Source organism: Candidatus Cybelea sp., from assembly GCA_036489315.1.
Classification (GTDB): domain Bacteria; phylum Vulcanimicrobiota; class Vulcanimicrobiia; order Vulcanimicrobiales; family Vulcanimicrobiaceae; genus Cybelea.
This window is the reverse complement of sequence record DASXFZ010000010.1, coordinates 20,705-46,243: the sequence shown is the minus strand read 5'-3', so window position 1 is coordinate 46,243 and position 25,539 is coordinate 20,705. Positions and strand designations below refer to the sequence as shown.

21 protein-coding genes are annotated in these 25,539 nt (G+C 64.4%); 10 read left to right on the top strand and 11 right to left on the bottom strand.

What is annotated here, in order from left to right; all coding sequences use genetic code 11:
* Positions 1-2: 2 nt before the first annotated feature.
* The gene (locus VGG51_01870; protein HEY1881773.1) at positions 3-1,421 is read right to left on the bottom strand and encodes a PQQ-binding-like beta-propeller repeat protein; all 1,419 of its coding nucleotides are present in this window, start codon (positions 1,419-1,421) and stop codon (positions 3-5) included.
* Between the two features lie 59 nt (positions 1,422-1,480).
* Here VGG51_01870 and VGG51_01865 point away from each other — a divergent pair, with 59 nt between their 5' ends.
* On the top strand, positions 1,481-2,302 hold the full coding sequence (locus VGG51_01865; GenBank protein HEY1881772.1) for a VIT1/CCC1 transporter family protein: 822 nt from the start codon (positions 1,481-1,483) through the stop codon (positions 2,300-2,302).
* Positions 2,303-2,315: 13 nt separating this feature from the next.
* Positions 2,316-3,410 (top strand): permease, encoded by a 1,095-nt coding sequence (locus VGG51_01860; protein HEY1881771.1) that lies wholly within the window; start codon positions 2,316-2,318, stop codon positions 3,408-3,410.
* A gap of 33 nt (positions 3,411-3,443) precedes the next feature.
* Here VGG51_01860 and VGG51_01855 read toward each other — a convergent pair whose 3' ends face one another.
* Together VGG51_01855 and VGG51_01850 are read right to left on the bottom strand one after the other, a co-directional pair.
* Positions 3,444-4,541 (bottom strand): S8 family serine peptidase, encoded by a 1,098-nt coding sequence (locus tag VGG51_01855; protein HEY1881770.1) that lies wholly within the window; start codon positions 4,539-4,541, stop codon positions 3,444-3,446.
* Between the two features lie 18 nt (positions 4,542-4,559).
* Positions 4,560-5,510, bottom strand: a complete 951-nt coding sequence (locus VGG51_01850) for a hypothetical protein (GenBank protein ID HEY1881769.1) — start codon at positions 5,508-5,510, stop codon at positions 4,560-4,562.
* A 132-nt stretch (positions 5,511-5,642) separates the two neighbouring features.
* Between VGG51_01850 and VGG51_01845 the strand changes: the two genes are divergently transcribed.
* The 3 genes from VGG51_01845 to VGG51_01835 are packed head-to-tail and all read left to right on the top strand — an operon-like array spanning position 5,643 to position 8,411.
* The gene (locus VGG51_01845; protein HEY1881768.1) at positions 5,643-6,986 is read left to right on the top strand and encodes an alkaline phosphatase family protein; all 1,344 of its coding nucleotides are present in this window, start codon (positions 5,643-5,645) and stop codon (positions 6,984-6,986) included.
* Complete coding sequence (locus VGG51_01840; GenBank protein ID HEY1881767.1) at positions 6,943-7,917, top strand: hypothetical protein; 975 nt, start codon at positions 6,943-6,945, stop codon at positions 7,915-7,917. Before VGG51_01845 ends, VGG51_01840 begins: the two co-directional genes overlap by 44 nt.
* On the top strand, positions 7,914-8,411 hold the full coding sequence (locus tag VGG51_01835; GenBank protein HEY1881766.1) for a VOC family protein: 498 nt from the start codon (positions 7,914-7,916) through the stop codon (positions 8,409-8,411). Before VGG51_01840 ends, VGG51_01835 begins: the two co-directional genes overlap by 4 nt.
* A gap of 11 nt (positions 8,412-8,422) precedes the next feature.
* Here VGG51_01835 and VGG51_01830 read toward each other — a convergent pair whose 3' ends face one another.
* Genes VGG51_01830 through VGG51_01815 form a run of 4 tightly spaced genes read right to left on the bottom strand, consistent with a single transcriptional unit; the run spans position 8,423 to position 17,757 of the window.
* On the bottom strand, positions 8,423-10,015 hold the full coding sequence (locus VGG51_01830; GenBank protein HEY1881765.1) for an NAD(P)/FAD-dependent oxidoreductase: 1,593 nt from the start codon (positions 10,013-10,015) through the stop codon (positions 8,423-8,425).
* Positions 10,012-13,707 carry a TonB-dependent receptor gene (locus VGG51_01825; GenBank protein ID HEY1881764.1) on the bottom strand — a complete coding sequence of 1,232 codons (3,696 nt, stop codon included), beginning with the start codon at positions 13,705-13,707 and terminating at the stop codon, positions 10,012-10,014. Before VGG51_01825 ends, VGG51_01830 begins: the two co-directional genes overlap by 4 nt.
* Positions 13,695-16,604 (bottom strand): hypothetical protein, encoded by a 2,910-nt coding sequence (locus VGG51_01820; protein ID HEY1881763.1) that lies wholly within the window; start codon positions 16,602-16,604, stop codon positions 13,695-13,697. Before VGG51_01820 ends, VGG51_01825 begins: the two co-directional genes overlap by 13 nt.
* A 37-nt stretch (positions 16,605-16,641) precedes the next feature.
* On the bottom strand, positions 16,642-17,757 hold the full coding sequence (locus VGG51_01815) for an aromatic ring-hydroxylating dioxygenase subunit alpha (protein HEY1881762.1): 1,116 nt from the start codon (positions 17,755-17,757) through the stop codon (positions 16,642-16,644).
* A 61-nt stretch (positions 17,758-17,818) separates the two neighbouring features.
* Here VGG51_01815 and VGG51_01810 point away from each other — a divergent pair, with 61 nt between their 5' ends.
* Both VGG51_01810 and solA read left to right on the top strand, forming a co-directional pair.
* On the top strand, positions 17,819-18,907 hold the full coding sequence (locus tag VGG51_01810) for an aromatic ring-hydroxylating dioxygenase subunit alpha (protein HEY1881761.1): 1,089 nt from the start codon (positions 17,819-17,821) through the stop codon (positions 18,905-18,907).
* A gap of 18 nt (positions 18,908-18,925) precedes the next feature.
* On the top strand, positions 18,926-20,086 hold the full coding sequence (solA, locus tag VGG51_01805) for an N-methyl-L-tryptophan oxidase (GenBank protein ID HEY1881760.1): 1,161 nt from the start codon (positions 18,926-18,928) through the stop codon (positions 20,084-20,086).
* A gap of 40 nt (positions 20,087-20,126) precedes the next feature.
* Here solA and VGG51_01800 read toward each other — a convergent pair whose 3' ends face one another.
* On the bottom strand, positions 20,127-20,513 hold the full coding sequence (locus VGG51_01800) for a DUF1648 domain-containing protein (GenBank protein ID HEY1881759.1): 387 nt from the start codon (positions 20,511-20,513) through the stop codon (positions 20,127-20,129).
* 81 nt (positions 20,514-20,594) lie between these two features.
* On the opposite strand from VGG51_01800, the gene VGG51_01795 reads away from it, so the two are divergent.
* Positions 20,595-21,098, top strand: coding sequence for a hypothetical protein (locus VGG51_01795; protein HEY1881758.1), 504 nt, complete (start codon positions 20,595-20,597; stop codon positions 21,096-21,098).
* A gap of 1 nt (position 21,099) precedes the next feature.
* A complete protein-coding gene (locus VGG51_01790) occupies positions 21,100-22,104 on the top strand; it encodes an NHL repeat-containing protein (GenBank protein HEY1881757.1) in 1,005 nt (334 codons plus the stop codon).
* Here the strand turns inward: VGG51_01790 and VGG51_01785 are convergent.
* Positions 22,101-22,589, bottom strand: coding sequence for a hypothetical protein (locus tag VGG51_01785; protein HEY1881756.1), 489 nt, complete (start codon positions 22,587-22,589; stop codon positions 22,101-22,103). The two genes, VGG51_01790 and VGG51_01785, sit on opposite strands and share 4 nt — an antisense overlap.
* Positions 22,590-22,756: 167 nt before the next feature.
* Between VGG51_01785 and VGG51_01780 the strand changes: the two genes are divergently transcribed.
* Positions 22,757-23,017 (top strand): hypothetical protein, encoded by a 261-nt coding sequence (locus VGG51_01780; protein HEY1881755.1) that lies wholly within the window; start codon positions 22,757-22,759, stop codon positions 23,015-23,017.
* A gap of 392 nt (positions 23,018-23,409) precedes the next feature.
* Here the strand turns inward: VGG51_01780 and VGG51_01775 are convergent, their stop codons facing one another.
* The gene (locus VGG51_01775) at positions 23,410-24,045 is read right to left on the bottom strand and encodes a TMEM175 family protein (GenBank protein HEY1881754.1); all 636 of its coding nucleotides are present in this window, start codon (positions 24,043-24,045) and stop codon (positions 23,410-23,412) included.
* Positions 24,046-24,078: 33 nt separating this feature from the next.
* Positions 24,079-25,455, bottom strand: coding sequence for an APC family permease (locus VGG51_01770; protein HEY1881753.1), 1,377 nt, complete (start codon positions 25,453-25,455; stop codon positions 24,079-24,081).
* Positions 25,456-25,539 lie beyond the last annotated feature (84 nt).

Sequence of the window (25,539 nt, the reverse complement as noted above, 5' to 3'; positions counted from 1 at the left end):
CGCTACTTCAGCGAGAAGGCCGTCAGGTTTCCGTTTTGGTCCGAGCAATAGACCCAGCCGTTAACGACGATTGGGCTCTGCCAGTGAATGCCGCCGATATTCCGTCCGCCGCCCCGCGCGCTGCTCCAGAGCTGCGCGCCGGTTGCGGCGTTGAGCGCAACGAGCTCGTTGTTGAAGGCGACGAAGAGTATGCCGTTGGCGACCACCGGCGACGAGCCCTCACCGGTGCTGCTTCCGGGGGTCGCCTGCCAGATGCTGTGCAGCATGCTCGCTCCCGAAGAAGTGGACTGCAAGCGATAGGCGGTCACCGAACTGCTGAAGCCGAGAAAGATCCATGGGTTGCTCGAGCCCTTGGCCCAGATTGCCGGCGCAGAAAAGAGTCCGTCGGGAAGATCGACCTCTTGCAGTTCGCCGCCGACGCCGGGAAGCGCAGCGCGGTTGAGCAGCTTGAGGATTGCGTCCTTGCCGCCCTCGACGAGCATGTACGGCGTTTGGCTGGAAGCCTGCGCCGGAAGTATCCCCGGCGAGGAACTTCCTAGATCGGTATCCCCGTTTTCGAGCTGCTGGTAGTTCTTCGGCGTATAGGTCCCGAGCAGATCCGCGAGATCGGCGCTCAGCGCGAGCAGCGTGTCACCGTAGTTCTTGCCCCCCGAGTTGGCGTCGAACTGCCCGTTACCGGTCGCGGCATAGACGCGGCCATTCATCGTCGGATCCGGGTCGACGACGGCCCCCCCGCGTCCCCAAATACCGGAGCGCTGCTGGGAACACGAACTCGCCGTCGGCAGCTTTCGGTCGTTGCTGCAGAGCGAGTTGAAAACGGTTTTCTTCCCGTCGCTGAGCCGCACGGCGACGACGTGCCCGTCGTAGGGCGGAGCATCGCCGAGGTAACCAGAGGTAACGGCGTAGACGTAGCCGTTGGCGAGGTTGAGCGGTGACGCGTCTTTTTCGGTCTGCGGCAGACGCGTGATGCGCGCCGGGAAACCCGGGGCGCGCAGCTCGCGTCCGCGCGCCGCGGAGAGCTTGTGAATCATCCCGTCTACCCCTGGCACGTAGATCGATTTGCCTGACGGATCGGCGGCCGGCGTCGAATCGGTGATCTGCGAACCGTGCGTCGCGAATCGCCACATGATCTTGCCGGTCATCGCGTCGATCCCGAGGGTGACGCCGCTCCTGGTCGTTTGATAGAGCATCGGTAGCGTTGCGCGGCCGACGCGCACGTGCTCGAGCAGAATCGGCGTCGAATCCGCGACCTCCCCGAGCGACGTTTGCCAGCGCTCGTGAAGATGCCTGACGTTGTGCCGGTTTAGCGTGCGTTCCGCCGAGTTGAAACTGCTTCGCGCGGAATCGAATCCGAAGAGCGGCCAATCCGTGGCCGGCGCTGGAAGAAGCGTCGCGAAGAATAGGCCGGCGACAGCGGCCAACGTAACGCTCGGTCTTGCCATGGCGAGGACTTCGGCGAGGGCACCTTCAAGGTCTGCCTATGCCCGATTTGAGTAAGGCGTCCAGTCTGACGCCGCCGGTTCAGAAGGTCATCGTCGACGTCCCCGGCTGGCAGCAAGTCACGCCGCGAATTCCCGATACGCAGCAGCGGCGGACGCTCGAGCGCCGGCGCAGCATCCGCGAGATCGTCTTCGGGGCACAAGACGGCATCCTTACGACGTTGGGTATCATTACCGGCGTGGGCGTCGCCGAGGGCGAACGCGCGGCAGTCTTCATCAGCGGCTTTCTCGCGCTGCTGGCCGGCGCGCTCTCGATGGGCGTCGGCGAGTACCTCGGGCGAAAGGCAGAGCGCGAGGTCGTGCAGGCGACGATCGACATGGAGAAGCGCGAGATGGCGGCCGACCCGCAGGGCGAGTTCACCGAGCAGGTTGCGTACTACAAACTCAAAGGGTTCAGCGCCGAGGAGGCCGAGATGATCGTGCGACGCCTGGCGCAGCATCCGGACATTTATCTTTACGAAATGGTGCGCGACGAGTTCGGGATCGACCCGCGCGAGGCCGAGAGCGCCGGGCTGCGGGCGCCGATGGCGATCGGGTTCTCCTTTGCGGCCGGATCGCTCGTACCGATCGTCGCGTTCGCACTGCCGCTTACCATTGCATCGGCGACCATCGCGGCGTTGGCCTTCGCGCTTGTCGGGCTCTTCGCGGTCGGCTACTACGCCGGAACGCTCAGCGAGCGCAACGCGCTGCGCAAGGGGTTCGAAGTCGCCGCGTATGGCTGCGGCGTCTTCGGGATCTCGTATCTGGCGGGGCATTTCATTCCGCCGCTCTTTGGACACGCGCCCATAGCGGTAGGCGGGTAAGGCGCGGCAGGGGTTGTTTTCGGCGGCGGGCCACGCGCTGGTGGCCGGCATTTCGCAAGCGGCGACGTTCTTTTGGGACAGCCTTTTCGGGCTGATCTTCGGTTTTCTGATCTCGGCGGTCGTTCAAGTGATGCTGACGCCCGCGACGATGGAGCGCTACCTCGGGCCCGGAATGCGCGGGCTGCTCAATGGTGCCGGATTCGGGATCATTTCATCCTCGTGTTCGTACGGCGCCTCGGCCGCAGCGCGGGGATTCTATCGCAGCGGCGCGGATATCCGCTCCGTTCTTTCATTTCTGATCTCGTCGACGAACATGAACGTCGCGATCCTAATCCTCTTCTGGTCGTTGCTGGGGTGGCGCTTCGCCTTTGCGGAGTTCTTCGGCGGGGTCATCATCATCGCGGTCGTGACCATCGGGCTCTCCCTGTTGTTCGGCAGCGGAGAACTCGCGCGGCTGCAGCGCGAGTACAACTCGGCCAACGAAGCGGAGGACGAGGGCTGCGAGCACCACCACGCGGGCGCCGAGCCGGCGGCGCGCAGCTGGAGTACGGTGGCGTCTACCGCAATGGCCGACGTGCGGATGCTGCGCACCGAGCTTATCCTGGGCTATCTGATCGCGGGATTCGCCGCGGCGCTGATTCCGACCGGCCTTCTCGCCGCCGCTCTGCGGGCGGTCGGCTCGGTGCCGTTCATCGGCTACGTGCTGCTGCTGGCGGTCGGACTGCTGATCGCGGTCGCGACCTTCATCTGCTCGATGGGGAACGTGCCTGTCGCGCGTTATCTTGCCAACGCGGGCATACCGCTTGGAGCCAACACCAGCTTCATCTATGGCGATCTGCTGATACTTCCGCTGATCGCGATCTACCGCAAGTCGTTTCCGGCGAAGATCGCGTGGGCGTTCGTCATATTGTTCGCCATCGGCGCGATGCTCGCCGGCGCGATCATGGAGCGGCTGATCGGCAACACGGTCGCCGGGATGTCGGAGGCGGCCATGACGATCAACGATCGCTTTACGCTGATCTCCAACATCGTAGGATTGGCGGCGGTCGTGGCGCTCGCGATTGCCGCGGCGGTTACGCGCGAGCGCAGGGCGAACGCCCGCGAGTAGTCGCCGGCAGCGCGCTGACGGGCGGAGCCGGCGCTAAAACGCCGCGACGCCGTGCGGGGTTCCCCATCCCACGCACGTGTTGTAGCGGCCCATCGCGTATGCGCACGAGCTGCCGCCGTGTTCGACCGGATAGAGATGCTTGTGGTGTGCGGTTTCCCAGAACGTGCGGCCGCCTTTTTGTGCTGCGGCATTTCCTGCCAAGCCAAAAACGCCGGCTAAAAACGGAGCCGCGCCGGCGGTGCCTTCCACGGTGATCCATCCGTTCTGGTCGTAGCTGTCATACTCGGAAAGGTTGGTCGCAACCGACGCGACGTCGTTGGTGAGGCGCCCGCGGCAGTAGGGATCGTGCTGCCAGCTCGGTTTGCGCTCGCTGGTGCAGCCGCCGCTTTCACCTGGCCAGACGCTCTCGCTCCAGCCGCGCTTTCCGCCGCCGCCTTTCGAGAGCACGGTGCCGCCGATTGCGACGACGCTGTCGAAAGCGGACGGATAGCCGGCGCCGAGGCCGCCGTCGCCGGCGCTCGCGAGATATTCGACGCCCTTGGCTCGAAAATATGACTTGTCGACGCAGTCGGAGCCCTCGCAGCCCCAGCTCACCGAAACGACGTGCGCACCGAGTTTGACGGCCTGGGTGAGTGCCGCTTCCAAGTCTTTTGTGCCGTTGGAGTTCGCTTCGACGAGATCGATCGTGCAGTTGGGACAACTCGCTGACAGCATCTCTACGTCGAGATCGATCTCGACGCCCCAGTCGCCGTTGCCCTCGGGGTAGTCACCGGTCTGTCCGTCCTGATTGTATTTCGTAAAGTTTGCCGGAGGCAGCCCGAACGTCGAGCGATAGCTCGCAAGATCCGTCGAGACGTTGGGATTGTCGTACGCATCGACGACGGCGACGATCTGGCCGGTGCCCTTCGACGCCGACGGCAGGTCGTAGGCAGCCTCGAGATTTTCGGGCGACCAGCCCGCCGGCGCATCCGGGGAGAGGCCGCGGCTGCGGACCACGACGTTGGTGTGAATGGTGCCGGATCGTGACCCTGCGTTCGGCGCGGCGGGTGCCGCGGGCGTCGCGGTCGAGCTGCATCCCGCCAAAGCGGCCGCGGGAACGAAGAGAATCGCTAAAAGAAGAATCCGTGGCATGGGGATGCCTCCCTGATATTAGGAGCCGGACACGCTCAATGTAACTCCAAGCAGCGCGCCCGATTTGCTGCCGAAATTCTTCGACATCTTCTTCACCGGCGGGCCGCCGGCGGGGTATTTCCAGTATCCGAGCGACGAAGTCTTCGAGCTGTCGCCGATCTGATAGGGGACGATGATCTGCGAGGTCACGGTGTGAAGCCATGATAGTGCGGGATAGATCGATGCGAGCGAGAGCGTTACCGTACCCGCAAGTTGTGCTTTAAATGTCTTGGGGACGGTCAGCCGAAAGATCTTCAAGGCGTTCGTTTTGCCCACGCCGCTTTCGATCGTGATATAGGTGCCGTCCCACTGGACCTGCCCGGCCGTAGCGTTCATACCGGCTGGGAGCGTCACTTGGTAGAAGTTGCGCTCGGCGTGCGGCTGAACGGCGAACGAGAAGACGTTCGGGTAGGCGTAACCGTCGACGTACAAATCGCCCGTGTTGTCGTACCCGCACTCGCTTGCGGAGAATCCGGAGGAGTACATGACCGCGGGATTCTGTTCCTCATGAAAGACGGCGACATATCCGCCGCTGGTCGCCGCGAGCGTCTGCGTTGTCGGGTCGAAGGAACAGCCGTTGGTCGTGTAGGGGAGCACCAAGTGCGCAATCGGCGTCGTGCCGCCGTGCTTGAACTCGTCCAGACCGTGGTCGCCGGCGATAAAGACGTTGCCCTTCTTATCGGAACAGGCGGCATACCCGTTCTCTTGGATCGTCGACCGCAACTGCCCCGACGGAAAGTCGAGAACGTAGACGCCCTTCTGCCCCACTACGTAAAGCAAGGGACCGATCTTCCCCACGGCACGCTGCGCCGGCGGGACCGCGCTCGCGGGGACGAACGGTACGGATGACGGCGAGCCGCCGCAACCGCAGAGCAGCGCGAAACCCGTGCACGATCCGACAAAAGCACGGACCAGGAATTGGAACCTCAACGGTACCTCCGAAAGGAGCGGACAGACGCTCCCGCTACTAGTACGCGAAGCGGGGACTCGAGCCATGCTTGCGGAAAGCCTGAGCTTCGTTTTTCTTCCTTGAAGGGGAGCCCCCAAGTGCGCTTTCAACCATTGCTATTTGTTCTGGTTTCGTCAGGCCTCGTGCTGACGAGCGCGTGTTCGTCAAGCAACGGCTCGCCGAGCCTCGCGCAGCAGGTTCTTCCAGTTACCGCAGGCCACCACAGTTCCGGTTCGGCCGGCCTCTACATCAAGCACGTCGTCGTCATCATTCAAGAGAACCGGACGTTTGAGAATTTCTTCGCCGGATACCCCGGCGCAAACGCGCCGATGTACGGCTACGGCAAGGACGCGTCGGGGAAGCGCATCAAGATTCCGCTCCGCGCGGTAACGATGGAGAACTCGCCGAACCTGCCGCACTCGTTTGTCGCGGGGCTTCGGATGTGGGACAAGGGCCAGATGGACGGCTTCAGCAAATACGGACGCGCAGGGTACTCGTACGTACAGCGTGGCGAGATCGCACCGTACTGGCAGATGGCGAAGCAGTACGTTCTGGCCGACGACATGTTTCCGACCGAGATCGGACCGAGCTACACCGCGCACCTCACGCTGATCGCCGGGACCGACAACCTCAGTCCGACGAAAGCCGAAGTGGACTTCCCCAGCGCCGCGCCGCAAGATTGCGATTCGAAATCGGGGACGACCAGCTCGTTCGTCGATGAGTATCGGATCGTGCACTGGCGGCTTGGGCCGTTCCCGTGCTTCACGCAGTTCAAGACGATGGCCGATACACTCGATGCGGCCAGCGTCTCGTGGAAGTATTACGTCACCAAACTGATGAACGCCGGAATCTGGGCGCCGTTCGAAGCGATCTACGACGTACGCTACGGCCCGGATTGGACCAAGGATATCGGCGCACCGCCGTACACCGTCCTGGACGACATCAAGAACGGCGACTTGGCGAACGTCGTCTGGGTTACACCGACCAAGATCGACTCGGATCATCCGGGAAGCGCCGGCGACCGAGGGCCGTCGTGGGTCGGTGCGATCGTCAACGCGATCGGGGAGAGCAAGTATTGGAATTCGACGGCGATCGTCGTCGTTTGGGACGACTGGGGCGGCTTGTACGATAACGCGCCGCCGCCGCAGCTGGATTTCCGCGGCTTGGGCATCCGCATTCCCTGTCTCATCGTCTCGCCGTATGCAAAGCAGGGTTACGTTTCGCACACGCAATACGAGTTCGGGAGCATCCTTAAGTTCATCGAGCAGGCCTTCAGCCTGCCGCCGCTTGGGGCGACATCCGACGGCTACACGGACGTGCGCGCCAACAGCATCCTCGACAGCTTCGACTTCCACGCGCCGCCGCGCGCGTTCACTCATATTCCCACGAAATATCACATCAAGGACTATTTGCATGAACCCAAATCCTGGGTCGACGAACCGGTCGACGACGAGTAAGCTCGCCCTCGCGGCGGCGCTCGCGCTCTCCGCCGCTCCAGCGGCCGCTCCGGCGGCCGTCTCCGGACTCGCATGGGATTCCGTGACGAAGATGTCGATAGGCGCGGACCCGTCGTCGCTGCAGCCGGGATCTTTCGACGCGGACTATGCCGCGGCGGCCTCCGGGTCGCCGTCGTCCGGCGGGGGCGGCCTCTTCGGGCACATGGTCCCCGGGGGCATCATGGCGCTGATGCAAAACGGCATGGCCGAGCGGCACTATATCGCCGGCAGCAAGGAACGAACCGACCAGCCGGCGATGGGGACCGCAACGATCCTCGACTGCGGCTCGCGGACGCTCACGACCCTCGATCTCAAGAAGAAGACGTATCGCGTCGTTTCGCTCGACCAGCCGAACTCTTCGCCGGCTCCATCGAAGGGCGGCAACGGCGACGGATCGTTCAAGGGCGACGACACGAAGATCGCGATCGTCATCACGAACCAGTCGCTCGGCTCGCGGGAGATCGACGACCAGCCGACCAACGGCTACCGCTCGCAGATGCAGTTTACGATGACGAAGTCTTCGGGTGAGTCGGAGACACACGACGGAAACCTCATCGCGTACTACGCGGGCTTCGGGATGCCGGCCGTGCAGTGCTCGCCCGGCATGCCGAGCAATTTGGGTAGGATGAACCCCGGCCAGCGGTTCGGCATGATCCCCGGCGTCGCGTCGCAGGTGATGCGGGTGCTGGCCACTGCCGGCCTCGACAAGCGATTCAGCGTGCAGCAGAGCGGCCCGAGCCTGCCGCTGGGCAACTTCGCGATGTACCAGGCGATCTCGTTCGACCAACGCGGGCGCTCGATGACGCTGATTACCGAGCGCGGCAACTCTCGGCCGATCGACGCCGCCGATTCGATTTTCACCATTCCGAGCGATTTCACGAAAGAACAATGAGCAACGACATCACGCCCCTGCTTTGGTTCAACGGAAAAGCCGAAGAAGCGGTAGACTTCTACGTGGCGAGCTTTTCCGACTCGAAGCTCAGCAACGTCAGCCGTTACGGCGCCGAGGGGCCGGGCGACGAGGGCGAGGTCATGATGATCGAGTTTTCGCTCGAGGGTCGGGATTATTTGGCGCTCAACGGCGGGGACGGCGACGAACAGGATAGCGGCTCGGATATCCCGCAGGGCGGCATCGCGCTCTTCGTAACCTGCCAAACGCAGGCGGAGGTCGATCGGCTCTGGGAACGGCTCGGCGAGGGCGGAGAGTATCTGCCTTGCGGCTGGCTGCGCGATAAGTTCGGCTTCGCTTGGAACATCGTGCCAAGCGGGCTGGGAGAGCTGCTCGGTAACCCCGACCGCGAGAAGGCCGGGCGTGCGATGAAGGCGATGATGGAGATGGGCAAGCTCGACATCAACGAGCTGCGGCGCGCCGCCGAGGAAGGGTAGTCGACGAGCGGCTAGCGCCGTCCCTGCGCCAGCATTACGCGAGCCGCGTTCCAGCCGGCCGCGCCCATGACGCCGCCGCCGGGGTGCGCCGCCGCTCCGCAGAGATAAAGCCCGCGGATGGGCGTTGCGTAGCCGGCGAAGCCCGGCACCGGGCGAAACGCGAAGAGCTGATGCAGCGGCATCGCCCCTTGGAAGATGCTTCCGCCGGTTAGGCCGAAGGTCGCTTCAAGATCGACCGGCGTGAGAATCTGACGGTCGATCACCGAGTCTTTGAAGCCGGGTGCGTACCGTTCGACCACGTCGAAGCAGCGGTCGGCGTACTCGTTGCGCAGCGCGTCGGTCCAGGGGCCTTGCGCGAGCTCGTAGGGCGCGTACTGCGTGAACATCGACATCAAGTGTTTGCCCGGCGGCGCGACGGTCGAATCGAGCGAGGACGGCAGCGTGCATTCGACGACCGGCTCCTTCGAGAAGCTGCCGTACTTGGCGTCGTCGTAGGCGCGTTCGATGAAGTCCTGATCGGGGCAGAGATGCACGGTGCCAAAGTGCTGCGGGCCAGGCTCGTGGCCGGGCAGAGCGCTGAAGCTCGGCAGACGCTCGAGCGCGACGTTGATCTTGCACGACGCGCTGCTATACGAGATGCGCGCGACCGCATCGCGAAACTCGTGTGGAAGCTCCGCCGGTTCGAGCAGCTTTTCGAACGTGACGTGGCAATCGACGCCGCTGGCGACGTGCTTGGCGGCGAACTCGTCGCCGCCGGCCAGCGCGACTCCGGTCACGCGGCCGTCCCGCGCGAGAATTCGCGTGACTTCGGCCTCGGTCTTGATCTCGACGCCGAGCGCGAGCGCCGCCGCGGCGAGGGCCTGCGTCAGACCGCCCATGCCGCCGCGCACGTAGCTCCAGACGCCGCGCTTGCCGTTGGTCTCGCCCATCACGTGGTGGAAGAGCACGTAGGCGGTGCCCGGCATCGAGGGCGCCATGAAGGCGCCGATGATCGCATCGGTTGCGATCGTGCCTTTGAGCTCTTCGGATTCGAACCAGCGGTCGAGAAGAGGGCGTGCGGCGCCGGTGAGTACTTCGATCGCTTCGCCCATCGAGGGGCCGAGACGCTGCAGCGCGCGCCCCATCTTTCCGGCTTCGAGCAGCTGCGTCAGCGTCGGACGAATCAGATTGGGCGGAACCCGCGTGAGCGTCGGTTCGACGACCGATGCGACCCGCTCGAGCATCGCTTCGTAGCGCGGATAGCTTGCGGCGTCGTGCGCGCTGAACTTCGCGATCTCTTCAATATCTTTGGCCATGCCCGCACCGAGCATCAGATAACGCCCGTCGAGGAACGGCGAGAACGACGCCGGGTTGCGTTCGATCGCCTCGAAGCCGTACTCGGCCAGCTGCAGATCGCGGATGATCTCAGGGCGGAACAGACTGTTGACGTAGGCTGCCGTCGAGACCTTGAAGCCGGGGAAAACCTCCTCGGTAACGCACGCACCGCCGACGACGTAGCGGCGCTCGAGCACCAGCACCTTCCAGCCCGCCTTTGCCAGATAGCACGCGGTCACGAGCCCGTTGTGGCCGCCGCCGACGACGATCGCGTCGTACTGAGACCTCAAATTTTCACCCTCACGCTGAAGTAGGCGTTGAACGGCGCCATCAACGAGCTGGTCTGATCGTTGTAGGTTCCGAAGTACGGTTCGTAGGGATAGCGCAAAAACGTCTGCACGTTGTCTCCGGGATTGTACGCATTGCCGACCGGCGGCGAACTCGGACCGCCCACGAGATTCGTATACGAACAGACCTGGCTGTTCCAGAGGTACGTGAACCCCGTACGTTGGCCGCCGAAGCAGGTCTGGAGCAGGTTTGCCAGCGTGAGCGAGAGATTGACGCGCGGCGAGACGTCGTAGGCGATCTGCAGGTGGCCCAACAACTGCGCCGGCTCGCGGAAAGCGCCGATGCCGTCGAACTGCCCGGTGTAGGGATCGGGGATTGAAAGCGTCGCCGCGCAGCCGCCTCCATCGGCGTTGTACGGATGGCCGCCGGCGGCGCCGTACGGATAGCGGGGATCGCCGGCGATGCCGGTGGCCAGCGGCTTTCCACACCCCGAGGCCGGATCGATGCCGGGCGTCGTAAGCGGCGCGCCGTAACGATTGCCTGCGACAAACTGGAACGACGGCGTAATCGTAAACTTATCGTGCTTGTAGTTGAGCAGCAGCGTCGCGACGTAGGGATAGTTGAAGGCGTTGACTCCCGAGCCGATCGGACCGGGGAAGATCGAGTACGGCAGATACGACGCGCTCGGATCCAACAGCGAGTACGCGGGTGAGAGCCAGTAGGGATTCGCGACGGCGTTCTGGCCGCCGCAGTTCTGATCGGGGCTGCCGTTGGCATGATAGCAGGGGGCAGCGTACGCACCGCCGGGGGCGTAACTGCAAAGCGCCTGACCGAATTGTTTCTTGCCGTAGGCGCTGCCGCCGGGCGCGCAGGCCTTCGTGTAGGCGTTGTATTGCGCGATGCTCGAGTTGATTGGCGAAAGGACGTTGCTGCCGTTGGGCAGCGTGCTAAAACGCACGGTCGCGTAGGTGTACGCAAAGGAGAGCTGGCCGGCGAAGCCGTTGCGGCTGAAGTCGCCCTTATCGAACTGCAGCTCGAAGCCCGACGACGTCTGGTAGCCGGCGTTGAGCCCCGAGGTAATGCCGGCGGTGTAGTTGATATAGAAGTTTTCGACCTGGTCCTGCGTCTCGCGTAAGAACGGGGTCAGCTTGAACGACATGTCGGTGCCGTGGATATGGTGCTCTAGCGAAAGGTCGCTATTGTACGAAACCGAGGGCGCGACTTGGTGGCCTGGGCCGTTGAAGCCGAGCGAGTAGAACTGCGCGAGCGTATCGGGCAGATTCTGTTCGAGCGAGTTGTACTGTTCGTAGGCGGCGCTGGGCTGTTCGTTATAGCGCCCGTAGCTCGCACGCAGCACGGTGTCGGGGTTGACGGTAAACGTCACGCCGAGCCGCGGCTGCGGAATATTGTAGTCGAAGGCGCCGGGCGTGTTCTGCAGGTACGCGTTGACGTACTGGCTGCCGAATGCCGAGCACGGTTTCTGCGCGTTCGTGCTCCAGTTGTTCTTGCCGAGCAGCGCGCTGCGATCGATCAGGGTAAGCGTCGCGGTATCGTAGCACGTGTCCTGATTGAATGCGTTGAACCAGAAGTTTCGCGCGGGGCCGAAGTTGGTGTTCGCTCCGACGAACGAATAGTTGTCGACGCGCACGCCGAAGTTGACGAAGAGCCGGTCGTTGGGGCGCCACTGATCGTTGAGCGAGTAGCCGGCGAAGTCGGGCGTCACCGTGTTGTTCAGGCCGTATGCCCCGTTCTCGACGACGTAGTAGGCGCACGGGCCGCCGCCGCAGGTCGCGCCGTTAAGATTGCTGCCGGAGCCCGGGTTGCTGAGCTTCAAGAAGCTCGGCAAGAGACCGTAGCTCACGCCGCCGGCTTGTCCGTCGGAGCAGGTCGTCGCGACCGTCTGCGGTGTCTTGTTGGCAGAGAAGCGGTAGCACGTACCGTCGAACGGATCGTTTTGGTTGACGAGCACGGCGAACGCGTTGCCGTAGGAGTGGCCGTACTGGAACATCTGCTCGTTGTAGATGCGCGCGCCGCGAGAGGTCGTGTAGCTGCCCTCGAGCTCGAGCAGATTCTGGGGGTTGAGCTGATCGGTGAAGGAGAGGCTCACGCCGCGGGTGTGGTTGTTGATCTCGTAGTCGCCGGAGTCGTAGTACGCGTAGGGCTGGAGCGACATCATCGGGCCGTTCTCGATCCAGTCCGAGTAGTACGAGTAGCCGTAGACGCGCAGGAAGGCATTGGAGCTGAAGTTCTTCTGGTACTGCAGCTTGACGATGGCCTGCCCGTTGTAGCCGCGGTCGCGCTGATTGTCCGGATCGGGAATCGAGCCGAAGAGTGGGTGCGGCGGCGACGACGGATAGAGATAGGGAACCACCTGCGAGCGATAGTTCGAGGGCAGAAAGGCGCCGGTGGCGCCGCGGTACTGGAACGCGTCGAGGTAGTACGGCGGGAAGACGCCGACCGTATTGATCCAGTTGTTGTAGCCTTCGTCGTTCACCGAACTCAAGAAGGTCGTGAAGATCTCGTCGTTGTCGTAGAGCAGCTGCACGTCGTCGCGCAGCCCGTCGTTACGGTGCGGAATGCCGATGTGGAGGTTGACGACCGTGCTGCGCGTCGCGACGTTGGCAGCGTTGATCGAGCCGAAGCCGATCGGCCCGAGGATCCAGCCCGGCGTTCCGTTCTGCCCGACGTTGGGCGCGCCGTTGGTGAAGCACGAGGGCAGATAGGTCTTGGCAAGCGCGGCCGGGCTGGGGCACGAGCCGAGCTGCTGGCCGAGCTCGTTGGCGTAGGACGCGCCGCCGAACTGGTCGACGTACCGATAATCCTGATTGAATCCGCCGATGCCGACGTAGTAGGAGAACATTCGGTCGGGCGTCGAGCCGCCGAACTCAATGTTGGCGCTGTGATAGAAGGTCGGCGTGCCGGCGCTCAAGTTTGCGGTCGCGTAGCCGGGATAGGTTCCGGTTTTGATGACCTGATTGACGAAGCCGGCGAGACCTTGCGCTTCGGCGTTGGAGGGCGTTGCGCCGGTATAGACCTGCAGCTCAAGCTGACCGAGTGAGGAGAGCGAGCCGGAGGGATAGTTATCGAAGGCGCGGTTGACGGGAATTCCATCGAACTCATAGCCGACCTCTGAGGCGTCGCCGCCGCGCACGTGGACGGCCTGGAGGTAACCGTTTTGGTTTGCCGGCACGTAGGCGCCCGGAACCGAGGCGATCGCCGAATAGGCGCTGTTGAGCGCGCCGCCGCCGCCGAGCACGGCAGTTCGGGACTGCTGCGCGGCGTTGATCGAGTAGACGTCGGCAGTCGTACCGGCGCGCACGAGGCCCGACGAGCTGCGCGCGGTGACGCGGGCAATCGTTTGGATCGCCGCAGACATCTTCAGCGAGAGCGTGCGGTGGGCGTCGGCGAAAACGGCGATGCCGGTGTAGTTGATCGGTTCGTACGCCGCTTTAGTGAGCGATACGGTGTACTCGTCGGGAGCGAGCGAGACGAAGGTGAAGCGCCCTTGGGCGTCGGTCGTCGTGGAAGACGTCTGTGACGGACTCGTCACCGTCACCGCGACGCCGGCGAGCGGGGCCGACGTCTTTTCGTCGACGACGACGCCGCTGATGCCGCCGGTCGTTCCGGCGCGCGCGCAGAGCACGGCGCTCGAGCCGACGAGCAGGGCGAGCGCGAAGGCCGCTATCGTTCGCATGACGCCTCCCCGGGATCGGGCGAGAGGTGACGTGCGGCGAGGAAGGCGCGATACGACTTCATAGCAACCTCGAATTGCGCGCACATGGCGGCGGCTTCCCGCTGCTGCGCTTGCGTTGGCGGACCTTGTGAGAGCGCGATCACGCCCTGCAGAATCGTCAGGCGCTCGCGCAAACGGTCGGGCTCGAGCAGGTCGTCCTCGGAGTTGACCGCGCCTGAGGTGAACAGCCTGCGAACGGCGACGACGCCCGCGAAGCGGTTGAGCGCGCGATCGATCGCGGAGAGCATGTCGTTGAGCGAGCGAACGAAGCGATAGCGCGCGAGGTAGTCGGCGGGCGTCCATGGTGCGCGCGGGTCGGCTTCGACGTCCAGCGACGTTTCGACTGAGCGCGAGCCGGCGTGCAGCACAATCGCGTAACGGCCGGGGAGAACGGCCGCGCCCGAGCCGCCGCGATTCCAGTCGCGCGCGGCGTTCCACGGCACCGGCGCCTCCTCGGTGAGATCCCACGTTGCGCGGTCGACGCCGGCGTCACCGGGGGCGTCGAGCGAGCGAATGCGCCAGCCGCCGGAGTCGAGAACGTCGATCGAGGCTCGCTCCGCCGACGGCAGATAGTAGGTAATCGTTGCGCCGTCCGGCGGATCTTGGCCGGTGTAGGCGCCGGTAATCAAACAACATTCATCCGGATGCGTTCCGTAGTAGCTGGTCCACCAGCGATACCACCTGTAGGCGATCCGCGGCGTAAAGAGGCGCGGCGTGCTGCCGGCGACGGCGGCTTGCAGGCCGGCGATCGCCGTGGCGTCGTCGAGGATCCAGAAGCCGCGACCGTGCGTGGCGACCAGCAGATCGTGGCGCTCCGGCTGCACGCGGATGTCGTGAATCGCTACCGACGGCATGTTCAGCCGCAGGCTCTCCCAGTGCGCGCCGCGATCGAGCGAGACCCAGACGCCTCGCTTGAGCCCGGCGTAGAGCACCTCGGGATTTTGCGGGTCTTCGCGCACGACGTGAACGTATTGATCGGCCGGAAGCCCGGCGACGATGCTCCGCCAACTCGCGCCGGAGTCGTTGGTGACGAGCACGTAGGGGCGCGGATCGCCCATCACGTGCCGGTCGATCGCGACGTAGGCGCGTTGTGCGGATACGTGCGAGGCCTCGACGGTGTCGACGCGTCCCCACGGCGCGACGCCGGGTGGGGTGACGTTGCTCCAGTGCGCGCCGCCGTCGATAGTCAGTTGAACGAGGCCGTCGTCGGTGCCGACCCAGATGCGTCCTAGCTCCAGCGGCGAGGGCGCGATATCGAAGATCGTGTCGTAGAACTCCGCGCCGGAGACGTCGGTGTTGATCGGTCCGCCGGCAACTTGCTGCTTGCTCGGATCGTTTCGCGTGAGATCGCCGCTGATCGGCTTCCAGTCACGCCCGCGATTTTGCGTTTCGAACAGCACGTTGGCTCCGTAAAAAGCGCGATGGTCGATCGGGGAAAAGGCGATCGGTGCCTCCCAGTTCGACCGGTACGGTAACCCTTCCAACGCGCGGCCGTTCGTATCGGTGACGTCCGGCGTAATGTCGTAGTTCTGGCGCGAGCGCAAATCGAAGATGCCCAGCTGGCCGTTGAGCTCGTTGATACCGACGTTCCAGATCGAGCTCGGGTCACCGGGCTGCGGCCAGACCCACGAACCGTCGCCGTCGTTGCCGACCGCGCGCCAGTCGGAGTTCTCGATGCCGAGCGGGCTGAGCGAATCCGACGGGCCGCAGTAGGAGTCGTTGTCTTGTATTCCGCCGCAGACGTGGTAGGGGTTCTCGTCGTCGTAGCCGATGCGGTAGACCTGCGCGAGCACGACGTTGAAGCGCCAGTCCCACGTCTTCCCGCCGTCGATCGAGATCGGCGCCCCGCCGTCGTTGGCCTCGATGATGCGTTTGCCGTTGCCCGAGATCCACAGCCCGTGGTGATCCTGATGAACGGCGCTGCGCACGTCGGCGTAGGTGAGGCCGCCATCATCGGTCTCGATCAGATCCTCGGAGGAGAAGAAGACGTGATTCGGATTCGAAGGATCGATCTCCAGGCGGCTCATGTAAAAGGGACGCTGGTTGACGAGTGTATCGGCCGTCATCAGGCGCCAGTGCGAACCGCCGTCGTCGGAGCGCCAGAGCACGCCGTGCTTCGACTGAATCAGGGCATAGACGCGCCGGCCGGAGACGGCGACGCCGATGCGCCCCATCTCGCCCCCGGGTAAGCCGCTGCCCCGCAAACGGCGCCAGGTCTTGCCGCCGTCGGTCGACTTGAAGAGGCCGTCGAGCCGGCCGCCGCTGCTAAAACTCCAGGGAACGCGGCGGAACTGCCAGATGCCCGCGAAGACGACGCTGGGATTGGAGGGATCGAGCGCGATGTCCGAAGCGCCGCTCGACGGGCCGAGATAGAGCGTCCGCTGCCAGGTGCGGCCGCCGTCAACGGTGCGGTAGACGCCGCGCGCGGTGTCGTCGCGATAGGGATTTCCGACGGCCGCGACCAGCACGTGCCGCGGGTTGCGCGGATCGACCGCGATGCGCGAGATCGCCCACGTGCGGCGCAATCCGACGTTGCGCCAGTGCGCGCCGCCGTCGCGGGTGAGCCAAACGCCGTCGCCGTAGGTGATGTCGTTGCGCAGATTCGGTTCGCCGGTGCCGGCCCATACCGTGCGTTCGTCGTGCGTATCGATGGCCAGCGCGCCGACCGCGCCGGGGGCATCTTGCGGCCACGCGGCACTCCAAGTCAAACCGCCGTTGACCGTCTTCCAGACGCCGCCGTCGGCGCCGCCAAAATAATAGAGGTAGGGGTTACGATCGCTGCCGGCGACGCCCGAGGTACGGCCGCCCGCGACCGCCGGCCCGACGTTGCGCCACGCAAGGCCCGGCAGCGGGGGCAAGGCAACGCCGGCCGCGAGCAGCAGGCCGAGCGTTTCGCTACGCTCCCATTACTTCGAGATAGTAACGGTCGAAAGCACGAAGCAGGCCCTCCGCGTTGGAGTACGGCCCCGGCGAATAGGCACTGGAGCTCAGGCCGAGCTGCGTGAGCTCGTTGACGTGCCAGTCTTGACGGTTCGTCAGATCCCAGAAATCGACGACATCGCTCGGATCGAAACCGGGCTGCGCGATCACCGCCGGATCGAAGAGCCACTCGCAGATGATCTCCGTGCGGTTGGGCGCGAGCGGATTGCAGTAGTGCGCCATCACGTAATCGGGATGGAGGCTCAGCAGCATCGAAGGGAAGATCGTGTAGTAATAGGTGCGATTGAGCTCTTCGCCCGATACGCTTCCCAGGGGCGGGCGCGAGCTGTAACCGCTCATCGTCAGGCTCGTGCCGGGCTTACGCAGCTCCGAATACCCGCCGAGGAACGGTCCTTCGAAGAGGTCGTTCCGGCCGCTGTCCGAGGGCGAGAGCTTATCGAGCTGGGGATGCACGAGCGGGCAGTGGTAGCACTCCGAGTAATTCAGGAAGACCAGTTTCCAGTTGCAGGCGACGTCGTACGTGATGCGATGGGCCGGGTGCAGCCGGCCGATGTCCCAGCTCGAGAAGCGCCCGATCATCGATGCGAATGTCTCTTCGAAGCGGCGGATGCCCGGCGCGATGCCGACGAAGATGAAGCCTTCCCAGAGCGCGACCGGCGCCTCTTTGAGCGGGTAGTCGGCGCGATCGAAGCCGGAAACTTCAGCCATGTTGCGGGCGGCTTTCAGCGCGCCGTCGAGGCCGTACGTCCAGGCGTGGTACGGGCACTGAATCGAGCCTGCAAAATGGCCGGTGGCCGCTTCGCAGAGGCGCGTGCCGCGATGCCGGCAGACGTTAAAGAACGCGTGGACGCGGCCCGCGGTATCGCGCGTGACGATCAGGCTCTCGCCGGCGCGTTCGGCCGTAAAGAAATCGCCGGCGCGCGCGAGCGAGTCCTTGCGCCCGACGCAGAGCCATTCGTGCGCGAAGACCCGTTCGCGTTCGGTCGCAAAGACCTCGGGCGAGGTATACCAGGAGGCCGGCAACGTCTTTGCGCCGGCGCCGACGTGCGGTCGTACGAACGTATCCGTCATGTCCGACACTTTCTTAAGCGCTCTGACGGAATCCGCCCGCACCTATTGAAAGCACGACGTCATGGAGCGGTCGCTGCCGCGCGAGGCATACTGGGACGAGGCTTTTTTCGCCCGCGAACAACGGGCGATTTTTTGGGATCAGTGGGTTTATGCCGGACGCGCCGAAAAGATCGCCCAGCCCGGCGCGTACCGCGTCGTCGATATCGCGGGTGAAAGCATCGTCATCGTCCGTGCCGAGGACGGTCTATTCGCCCATCTCAATTTTTGCCGCCATCGAGGCAGCCGGCTGCTCTGCGGTGAGGGCAACGTGCGCGGCGCAATCCGCTGCCCGTACCACGCGTGGGCGTACGCGCTCGACGGCCGTCTGCTCGCCTCTCCCTTCGTTTCGCAAGACGAGGTGCCGCCCGACGCCCGGCGGCTGCACCGCGTCGCGATCGCGCAGTGGGGGGGCTTCCTCTTCGTGCACCTCGCACCCGAACGTGCGGGTGAGCTGCTCGATCAGCTGGGCAGGATTCCCGAGCGGCTGACGCGGTACCCGCTGCGCGAACTACGCGTCGCGCGTTCGCTGCGCTACGAAGTCGACGCCAACTGGAAGGTCATGCTCGAAAACTACAACGAGTGCTATCACTGTGCCGGCGTCCACCCGGAGTTGTGCCGAGTCGTGCCCGCATTCAAACAAGGCGGCGGCACCGGGCTCGACTGGGATCGCGGCATACCGCACCGCGAAGGTGCGTGGACCTTTACGGCAACCGGCACGACCGAGCGCGCGCCGTTCGCGGCGCTGGACGACGACGAGCGCACGCGGCACAAGGGGGAGCTGATCTACCCCAACTTCATGCTCAGCCTCTCCGCCGATCACGTCGCCGCGTTCGCGCTCTTTCCGAGCGGACCGGCGAAGACGACGATCGTCTGCGACTTCCTCTTCGATCCGGCCGAGATGGCGAAGCCGGGGTTCGATCCAAACGATGCGGTCGACTTCTGGGATCTCGTCAACCAGCAGGATTGGCGGATCTGCGAGAGCGTTCAGGCGGGAATGAGGTCGCGGGCCTTTCGCTACGGATACTACGCGCCGATGGAAGACGCGAGCCTCGACATACGCCGCTACATTGCGTCCTTCGACGTCCTTCGTCCTTCGACAGGCTCAGGATGACACGGGGGGCGACGCGGCATGACTGAATACGACGTCATCGTTTTGGGGCTTGGCGGCATCGGCAGCGCGGCCGCGTATTGGGCGGCGAAGGGTGGCGAGCGCGTGCTGGGCCTCGAGCAGTTTGAGCTCGGGCACGTGCGCGGCGCGTCGCACGATCACTCGCGCATCATCCGGTACTCGTATTTTTCTCCCGCATACGTGCAGCTCGCGAAAGCGGCCTATGCCGCCTGGGAGCAGCTGGAGAGGGACTGCGGGCAGCAAGTCGTCTTCCGAACCGGGGGACTGGACATCCGCCCGCGCGACGGCGCGATTCCGCTCGAGCCGTACGCGGAATCGATGCGCATCTGCGGCGTACCGTTCGAGTGGCTCGACGCACAACAGATCCGCAAACGCTGGCCGGTCTGGCAGATCGACGACTCGGTGCATGGGCTCTTTCAAGCCGACGGCGGCCTCGTCGCCGCGCAGCGTGCGACGGCCGCGCATCAGACGATGGCGCGCGAGTTTGGCGCAACGCTGCGCGATCGCGTCGAGGTAAGCGCCCTGCGCGCCGGAGACGACGGCGTCGACGTCGAGGCCGGCGGCGAGCGTTACCGCGCATCGCGCCTGATCGTTACGGCCGGCGCGTGGAGCGCGCGGGCGCTCGCGCACTTGGGCGCGCGGGTACCGCTCGAAGTGACCAAGGAGCAGGTCATCTACTTCGAATCGCGCGACCTGCCGAGCTTCGAGTTCAATAAATTCCCGATCTGGATCTGGATGGACGACCCGGCGTTTTACGGTTTCCCGGTTTTCGGGGAGGCCGGCTGCGTCAAGATCACTCAAGATGCCGGCGGCAAGCCGGTCGATGCCGAGACACGCGGCTACGAGGAGGACACCGAGATTACGGCGCGCGTCAGCGGATTTCTCGAGCGGTACCTCCCGGGCGCGCTCGGGCCGGTGCGGCTGGTGAAGACGTGCCTCTACACGCTGCCGCCGGATCGTGACTTCGTCATCGACACGCTGCCGGACCATCGCAACGTCAGCGTGGCGATCGGTGCCGGCCACGCCTTCAAGTTCGCCGGCGCGATCGGCCGCATCTTGAGCCGGCTCTCGGTCGAGGGCGCGAGCGCCGATCTCTCGCCGTTCGCAATCACGCGTCCGATATTGCAAATGGAGAATCCACCCAAGACCTACATGGTATAAGGAGCTCCGCCTGTGGCTTCGACGGGCAAACCGACGCCGTTCATCTTCGGCCTACGGCGATAACGCAGCCGGCGATCATCGCCGCTAAGAATATCCAAAAGCCGAGCATGTTCGCGCGGGTTTTGCCGCTGCGCGCGGTGTTGAGGATCAAAAGCTGCGCGGCCAAACAGATGCCGAGGATCGCGTCGCCCGCGGCAACGACTCCGGCATGGCGTGCCATGGCCGACAGCAGGAGGAATTGGACGGCGACCCCGAGCTGCACGAAAACCAGCAGCCACGCCAGGAAGCGCGGCCCGTAGCCGTCGACGTCGCCCATGAGGCCGAAATGGATCGGGATGCGATCCGGCAGTTGCGCGTACCGCCGCGACGTCAGCACGACGGTTACGGCGACGATCGTGCCGCCGAGGAAGAACCAGAAGAGAGCCACTGCGGAGCGATACCGATGCGGCGCAGGCGAGTTTCACCGCCGGAAAGGGCGTGCCACGGCGCCGTCGGGAAGTAGGCGCGCATGCGCATTCCGCTGGCGAGCCTGCTGTTCGCTGCCTCGACCGCGGCGGCGGCCGCTGCGACGAGCCCGCCGGGCTACGCGTCGTCCGACGAAGCGCAGCAGGCAAAGCTGCGCGGTCACGTCGGAACCTGGCAGTGCACGTTCACGCCGGCGACGGCGGGCAAGCCGTTTGCATTTACGGAAGAGCAACGGGGAAACTGGTTCGTCGCGAAGCTGGGCGGAGAGCAGCCTGCAACGGTGTACGAGCGCTGGAGCCACGCCCTGCACGCCTACGTCTCGATCACGATCTTCGATTCCGGAGCGATGAACGTCGCGCAGAGCGCCTCGCTCGATCCCGATAACGGGACTTGGAGCCAGGTCTGGCCCTCGACCGATAACTCGGGGCGCAAGCGCTTCGACGTGCACTATTCGCGAACCGGCGACACGATCACATCGAACAATCAGTTCTTCAACGACAAGGGCGGGATCGGGGCTTTCAGCGCGACCTGCACGAGACAGCCTTAGAGTGCTTTTTCGAGCATTCAAAGCAACTCGCGCCGCGGCCGCCGCGCTTCTTTTTGCCTTCGCGCTTTCGGGCTGCCATACGGCTGCGTCATCGAATCCCTTCGGCCCGTCGCCCTCGCCCGGGACGCCCGTTATTTATATCGCCCAGGGCGGGAGTCCCGGAAGCGTGACCGCTTACGATCCGGAGGGGAACTTACAGACCTTGGGCGGCGCGTGGACGAAGCTTGCGAATCCTCGCGCGATCGCTTACGACGGCGGCAATGGTTTGCTGTACGTTGCCAATCTTACCGGCAACGCGGTGACGGCCTACGATACGACCGGCAATCAGCAGGTGCTAACCGGCACCTTTGCACGCGCCGACGTTCCCAGCGGGATCGCCTACGATTCGAGCAACGGATGGCTCTACGTCGTGAACCAAGGCTCCAACAACGTTACGGCCTACGACGAAAACGGGAGCCTGCAGCGTCTGTCGGGCTCGTGGTCCGGCCTCACCAATCCGATCGGCGTGGCCTTCGACCCCGGCAACGGACTGCTCTACGTGACGAGCGGCGCTCCCAACTATAACGTCGGCGCGTACGACCAGCAGGGCAACAAACAGACGCTTGCGGGCTCGTGGACCGGCCTGTCGTTTCCGACCGGCATTGCCTACGTCTCAAAAAATGGCCGGCTTTACGTCACGAACTCCAACAACACGACGGTGACGGCCTACGACCGCAACGGCAATCAGCAGGCGCTCTCGGGATCGTTCGCCGGCCTGAACGGGCCGTACGGGATCACGTACGACCCGGGAGCGGGGCTGATCTACGTAACGAACATCAAGGGCGGCACTCCGACCGCCTACGATACGAACGGAAACGAAATCTTGCTTTCGGCATCCTGGTCCGCAATCGCCGGAACGCCCTATGGGGTTACCGTCGTGCGGCCCGGTACGGCGGCGGCGTTGGATCGGCGAGGAGGCCGGCGAACCGGCCTCCTCGTGGGCTCCAGCGACGGTGCAATGCGCTAGAGCGCGTTGACGACACGGAGGTTTCCGTTTTCACCGCGATTTCCGTCGCGATTGCGGCGGTTGTCATCGGTGAAGTTCGCGGTGCACGAACCGGATGCGGTTCCGGCCGTTACCGTATAGACGCGGTTGGAATCGCGGGTGAGCGTTGCGATGTGGCGGGATGCGCAGTCATCACTCTCTCTGATCTGCTGCCCCGGCCCGCGACCGCGACCACGATCCCGATCGTTGCCGCCGCCGTTTTCGACGAAGACATCCATCGGGTCCGAGTGATTTGCGTCGAAGCGAATCCGGCACGGGTCCACGTGTAGGTCTCCGTCGTTCCGGCAACCGCCGCCGTTGCGATCCAACGGCTGCGCGAAGACGGCGTGCATTGGGCTCGAAGCAACGGGCATTGTGCCCATGGACGATTGTCCGCCGCCGCAGGCTCCCAGAGCCAGCGACGCTGCGAACGATGCCGCCGCGGCGAGTTTCGAAGTCAAGGTCATTGTGTTCGGGTGCTCCTTTCTCGACGTCCGAGTGCAATGAGGATTACACCAAGTTGTGAAGCAACAATAAACTCGGCAAAGTTTTACTTTCATGAACATAAACGCAGTACGTAACGTACGCGTTGAAGCTCGAACGATGATCGATCAGCCGCGACGCGCCGAGTTCGATGCAGAATCCCGTCGCGATCTTCAACGCCCTCGTCGTCGTATCGTTTCCGGTTCTGTGCATTATCTCGATTGCGGCGGTGTGGGCGCTGTGGTCCGTGCATCGGCGCGCACCGCGGCGCGTGCCGTACGCAAAAATCGCGGCGGCGTCCTTACCGTTGCTGCCGGTTGGTTACATCGTCGCCGCGACGATCGTCGAAACGGCGGGCGTGATCTTTAGCGGGCAGCCGCTGGGACTCCACAGCACGATCATCAAGCACTAGCCGCGCCTTTGCTTACCCAGCGCGTTTAACCAAACGCTAATTTTCGCGCGTGATTCACCGCTCGGTACGGGCACCAAATTAAGCATGTTCATTGTAAAAAGAAAGTGGCTTGCAGGCCTCACCCTCTCATTTGCAGCGATTGCGCTGCTCGGTGCCGCGCCGCCCGGGCACGCGATGCGTTCCGCCGCGGCGCCGGCCAGGCCGATGCCTCCGCCGGTAAGACCGGCTATTCCGATACCTCCGCCGGCAAGACCGGCTATCCCCGTGACGCCTCCGCGCATCACCGCACCGCCCCGCGCAGCGGTGCCGCACGTGCCGGTGGTACAGCCGCCGGTACCGATCAAACCGGTGCCGGTTACGTCGCCGGCTCCGCACTGAGAAAAACTAAAATACTACGACGCGCGCGCGCCGCTTCGGTCTCTTAAAACCAGAGCGGCCCCCGCGCGTCCCAATACGAGGCCAACGACCAGCGAGATCGCGACGACGCTCGACATCAGGTCCGCTGCGCCGTGGGCGCCGATGAAGATTCCCACAACCAGCGCCGGAATCGTCGCCGCGATACGATAGATTCGCGCGACGGCGCGATGCGCGATCTCCGGGGCCAGGAACGCGCGCCGATCTCGCAGGCCGACGAGCAGCAGCAACGCCGTCGCCGCCCAGATTGCCGCGAGGCAGCCCCAATAGAGTTCGTTTGCAACGATGACATCGCGCGCGGTCCCCGTCTCGTAGGACCGCATCAGCACCTGCACCATGAAGACCAGCAGAACCGTTAGCGCCAGCTTCGCGTAGTTCACCACCAGGCAGAACGGCGTCGGAACGAAGACGTAGCGAAAGGTCCAGTAGTGGGAGGCCCACATGATGCAGACCAGCGCGAACGTCCAGACGTAGGCGATAAGCCACGTCTGATGCTCGAGGAGCGCTGCTGCGTGGTCGGGCACGACGAGCGTTAAGCCAAGCAGTGCAAGGCTGAAGCCCATCACGATGTCGCCGAAGGCTTCGAGGCGGCGAACGAAGACTTCGTCGCGCATCTGCAGAGCTTCGATTCGCCCGCCCGGAGGTCCTCAGGCTTGCGCTTTGAGTTGTGCCTTGCGACGGCCGGTTAAGTAAATCGTGACCCCGGCGAGCAGCATTGCGCCCGTCAAGCCGATGACTTTGACGACGGCGAGCGCCTTGTTTGGATCGTCGTCGGCCGGGAAGCCGGCAAAGACCATGGCCGCCAGCGTCGTCGTGAGGCCGACGAGCGCGGCGATGCAGACGGTAACCGGGCCGCCCGGAATGCGAATGTCGACCGGCGTCTTCGCGAGCGCGTGAAACTTCAGCGCCGATGCAAAGAGGAGCACGAACGGGATCATCGTGGTGATGACCGTCGCACTGACCAGCACGTCGTACGCGCCCTTTACGCTCGTGCCTCCCTGACCCAAGAAGATGAAGAGCGAGGCGATTACGGCCATGGTAATCAGCGCCGCGACGGGCGATCCCCAGCGCGGGTGCATGCGCGCAAAGACGGGCGGAAGATAGTGGTCGATCCCTGCAACGTAGGGAATGCGCGCGGTGGTTCCGATCCAGGCACCGGTGCTGCCGAGGCAGCTGACGGCCACGAGCAGAGCGGCGACCGGCGTCAAGATCGCCCAGCCGAAGCGCGAAGCGGTGCGCGAGATGCCGTCCATCACGCCGACCGACGAATTGATGTCGTGCGGGACTGCGGCGACGAGCAGGCTGAGCGTTCCCACGATGTAGATGACGGCGATGGCCGGCGCCGCGATCGCCAGACCGATGGGCACGGATCGGCGCGGATTTTCGATCTCTCCCCCCATGAACGAGGCGGCCTCCGGCCCGGTCCACGCAAAGGCGATCACCGACCAGAAGATCAGATCCTTGAGGCCGAAGCCCAGGCGCAAGCTTTCGGCGGTCAGCGGGGTTGCCGAACCGAAGTGCCACCAGGCCAGCGCACCGAGTCCGATCAGCAGCAGCGTCGCGATCCAGCGCGTAAAGCCGCCGACGTTGGTCAGCCATTTTCCGATACTCAAGCCGTAGAGATTGACGATCGTGGCGAGCGCCAACCCGGCCAAGGCAAACGCGATGAAGTATGGCGGCGACGTGGAGAGCGCGGCACCGCGCGCACCGGCCATGAAGAGTGCATTGCCGGCGGCAAAGTAGAGCAGGGCCGGGAAGTACGGAATGTTGCTCGCCCAGTAGGTCCACCCGGTCATGAACCCGGCGAACGGCCCGAAGGCGCGTTTGCTCCAGACGTACATCCCGCCTTCTTCGGGATAGTGCGAGGCGAGAAAGACGACCGAGATTGCGATCGGCGCGAACATCGTCAGCCCCGCGATCAGCCAAACGACAAGCGAGCTCGCACCGGCGGCCGCGGCCGAGGCGATCCACTGCAAATTCGAACCCGCGACGACGAAAAAAAGTACGACGTCGAAAAGGCGCATAGAGCGCCGGAGCTGCATGGGACTCCGACGTTCAACGCCGGCAACGGCATCGCCCACCGGTGGAAGCAAGCCGGTGGGCGAGAG

Bases quoted from the DNA above. Each gene is read 5' to 3' on its own strand.
- VGG51_01815 (HEY1881762.1), bottom strand. From the start codon at position 17,757: ATGACGGATACGTTCGTACGACCGCACGTCGGCGCCGGCGCAAAGACG.
- solA (HEY1881760.1), top strand. From the start codon at position 18,926: ATGACTGAATACGACGTCATCGTTTTGGGGCTTGGCGGCATCGGCAGC.
- VGG51_01795 (HEY1881758.1), top strand. From the start codon at position 20,595: ATGCGCATTCCGCTGGCGAGCCTGCTGTTCGCTGCCTCGACCGCGGCG.
- VGG51_01810 (HEY1881761.1), top strand. From the start codon at position 17,819: ATGGAGCGGTCGCTGCCGCGCGAGGCATACTGGGACGAGGCTTTTTTC.
- VGG51_01825 (HEY1881764.1), bottom strand. From the start codon at position 13,707: ATGCGAACGATAGCGGCCTTCGCGCTCGCCCTGCTCGTCGGCTCGAGC.
- VGG51_01855 (HEY1881770.1), bottom strand. From the start codon at position 4,541: ATGCCACGGATTCTTCTTTTAGCGATTCTCTTCGTTCCCGCGGCCGCT.
- VGG51_01770 (HEY1881753.1), bottom strand. From the start codon at position 25,455: ATGCGCCTTTTCGACGTCGTACTTTTTTTCGTCGTCGCGGGTTCGAAT.
- VGG51_01785 (HEY1881756.1), bottom strand. From the start codon at position 22,589: ATGACCTTGACTTCGAAACTCGCCGCGGCGGCATCGTTCGCAGCGTCG.
- VGG51_01865 (HEY1881772.1), top strand. From the start codon at position 1,481: ATGCCCGATTTGAGTAAGGCGTCCAGTCTGACGCCGCCGGTTCAGAAG.
- VGG51_01835 (HEY1881766.1), top strand. From the start codon at position 7,914: ATGAGCAACGACATCACGCCCCTGCTTTGGTTCAACGGAAAAGCCGAA.
- VGG51_01840 (HEY1881767.1), top strand. From the start codon at position 6,943: ATGAACCCAAATCCTGGGTCGACGAACCGGTCGACGACGAGTAAGCTC.
- VGG51_01780 (HEY1881755.1), top strand. From the start codon at position 22,757: ATGCAGAATCCCGTCGCGATCTTCAACGCCCTCGTCGTCGTATCGTTT.
- VGG51_01775 (HEY1881754.1), bottom strand. From the start codon at position 24,045: ATGCGCGACGAAGTCTTCGTTCGCCGCCTCGAAGCCTTCGGCGACATC.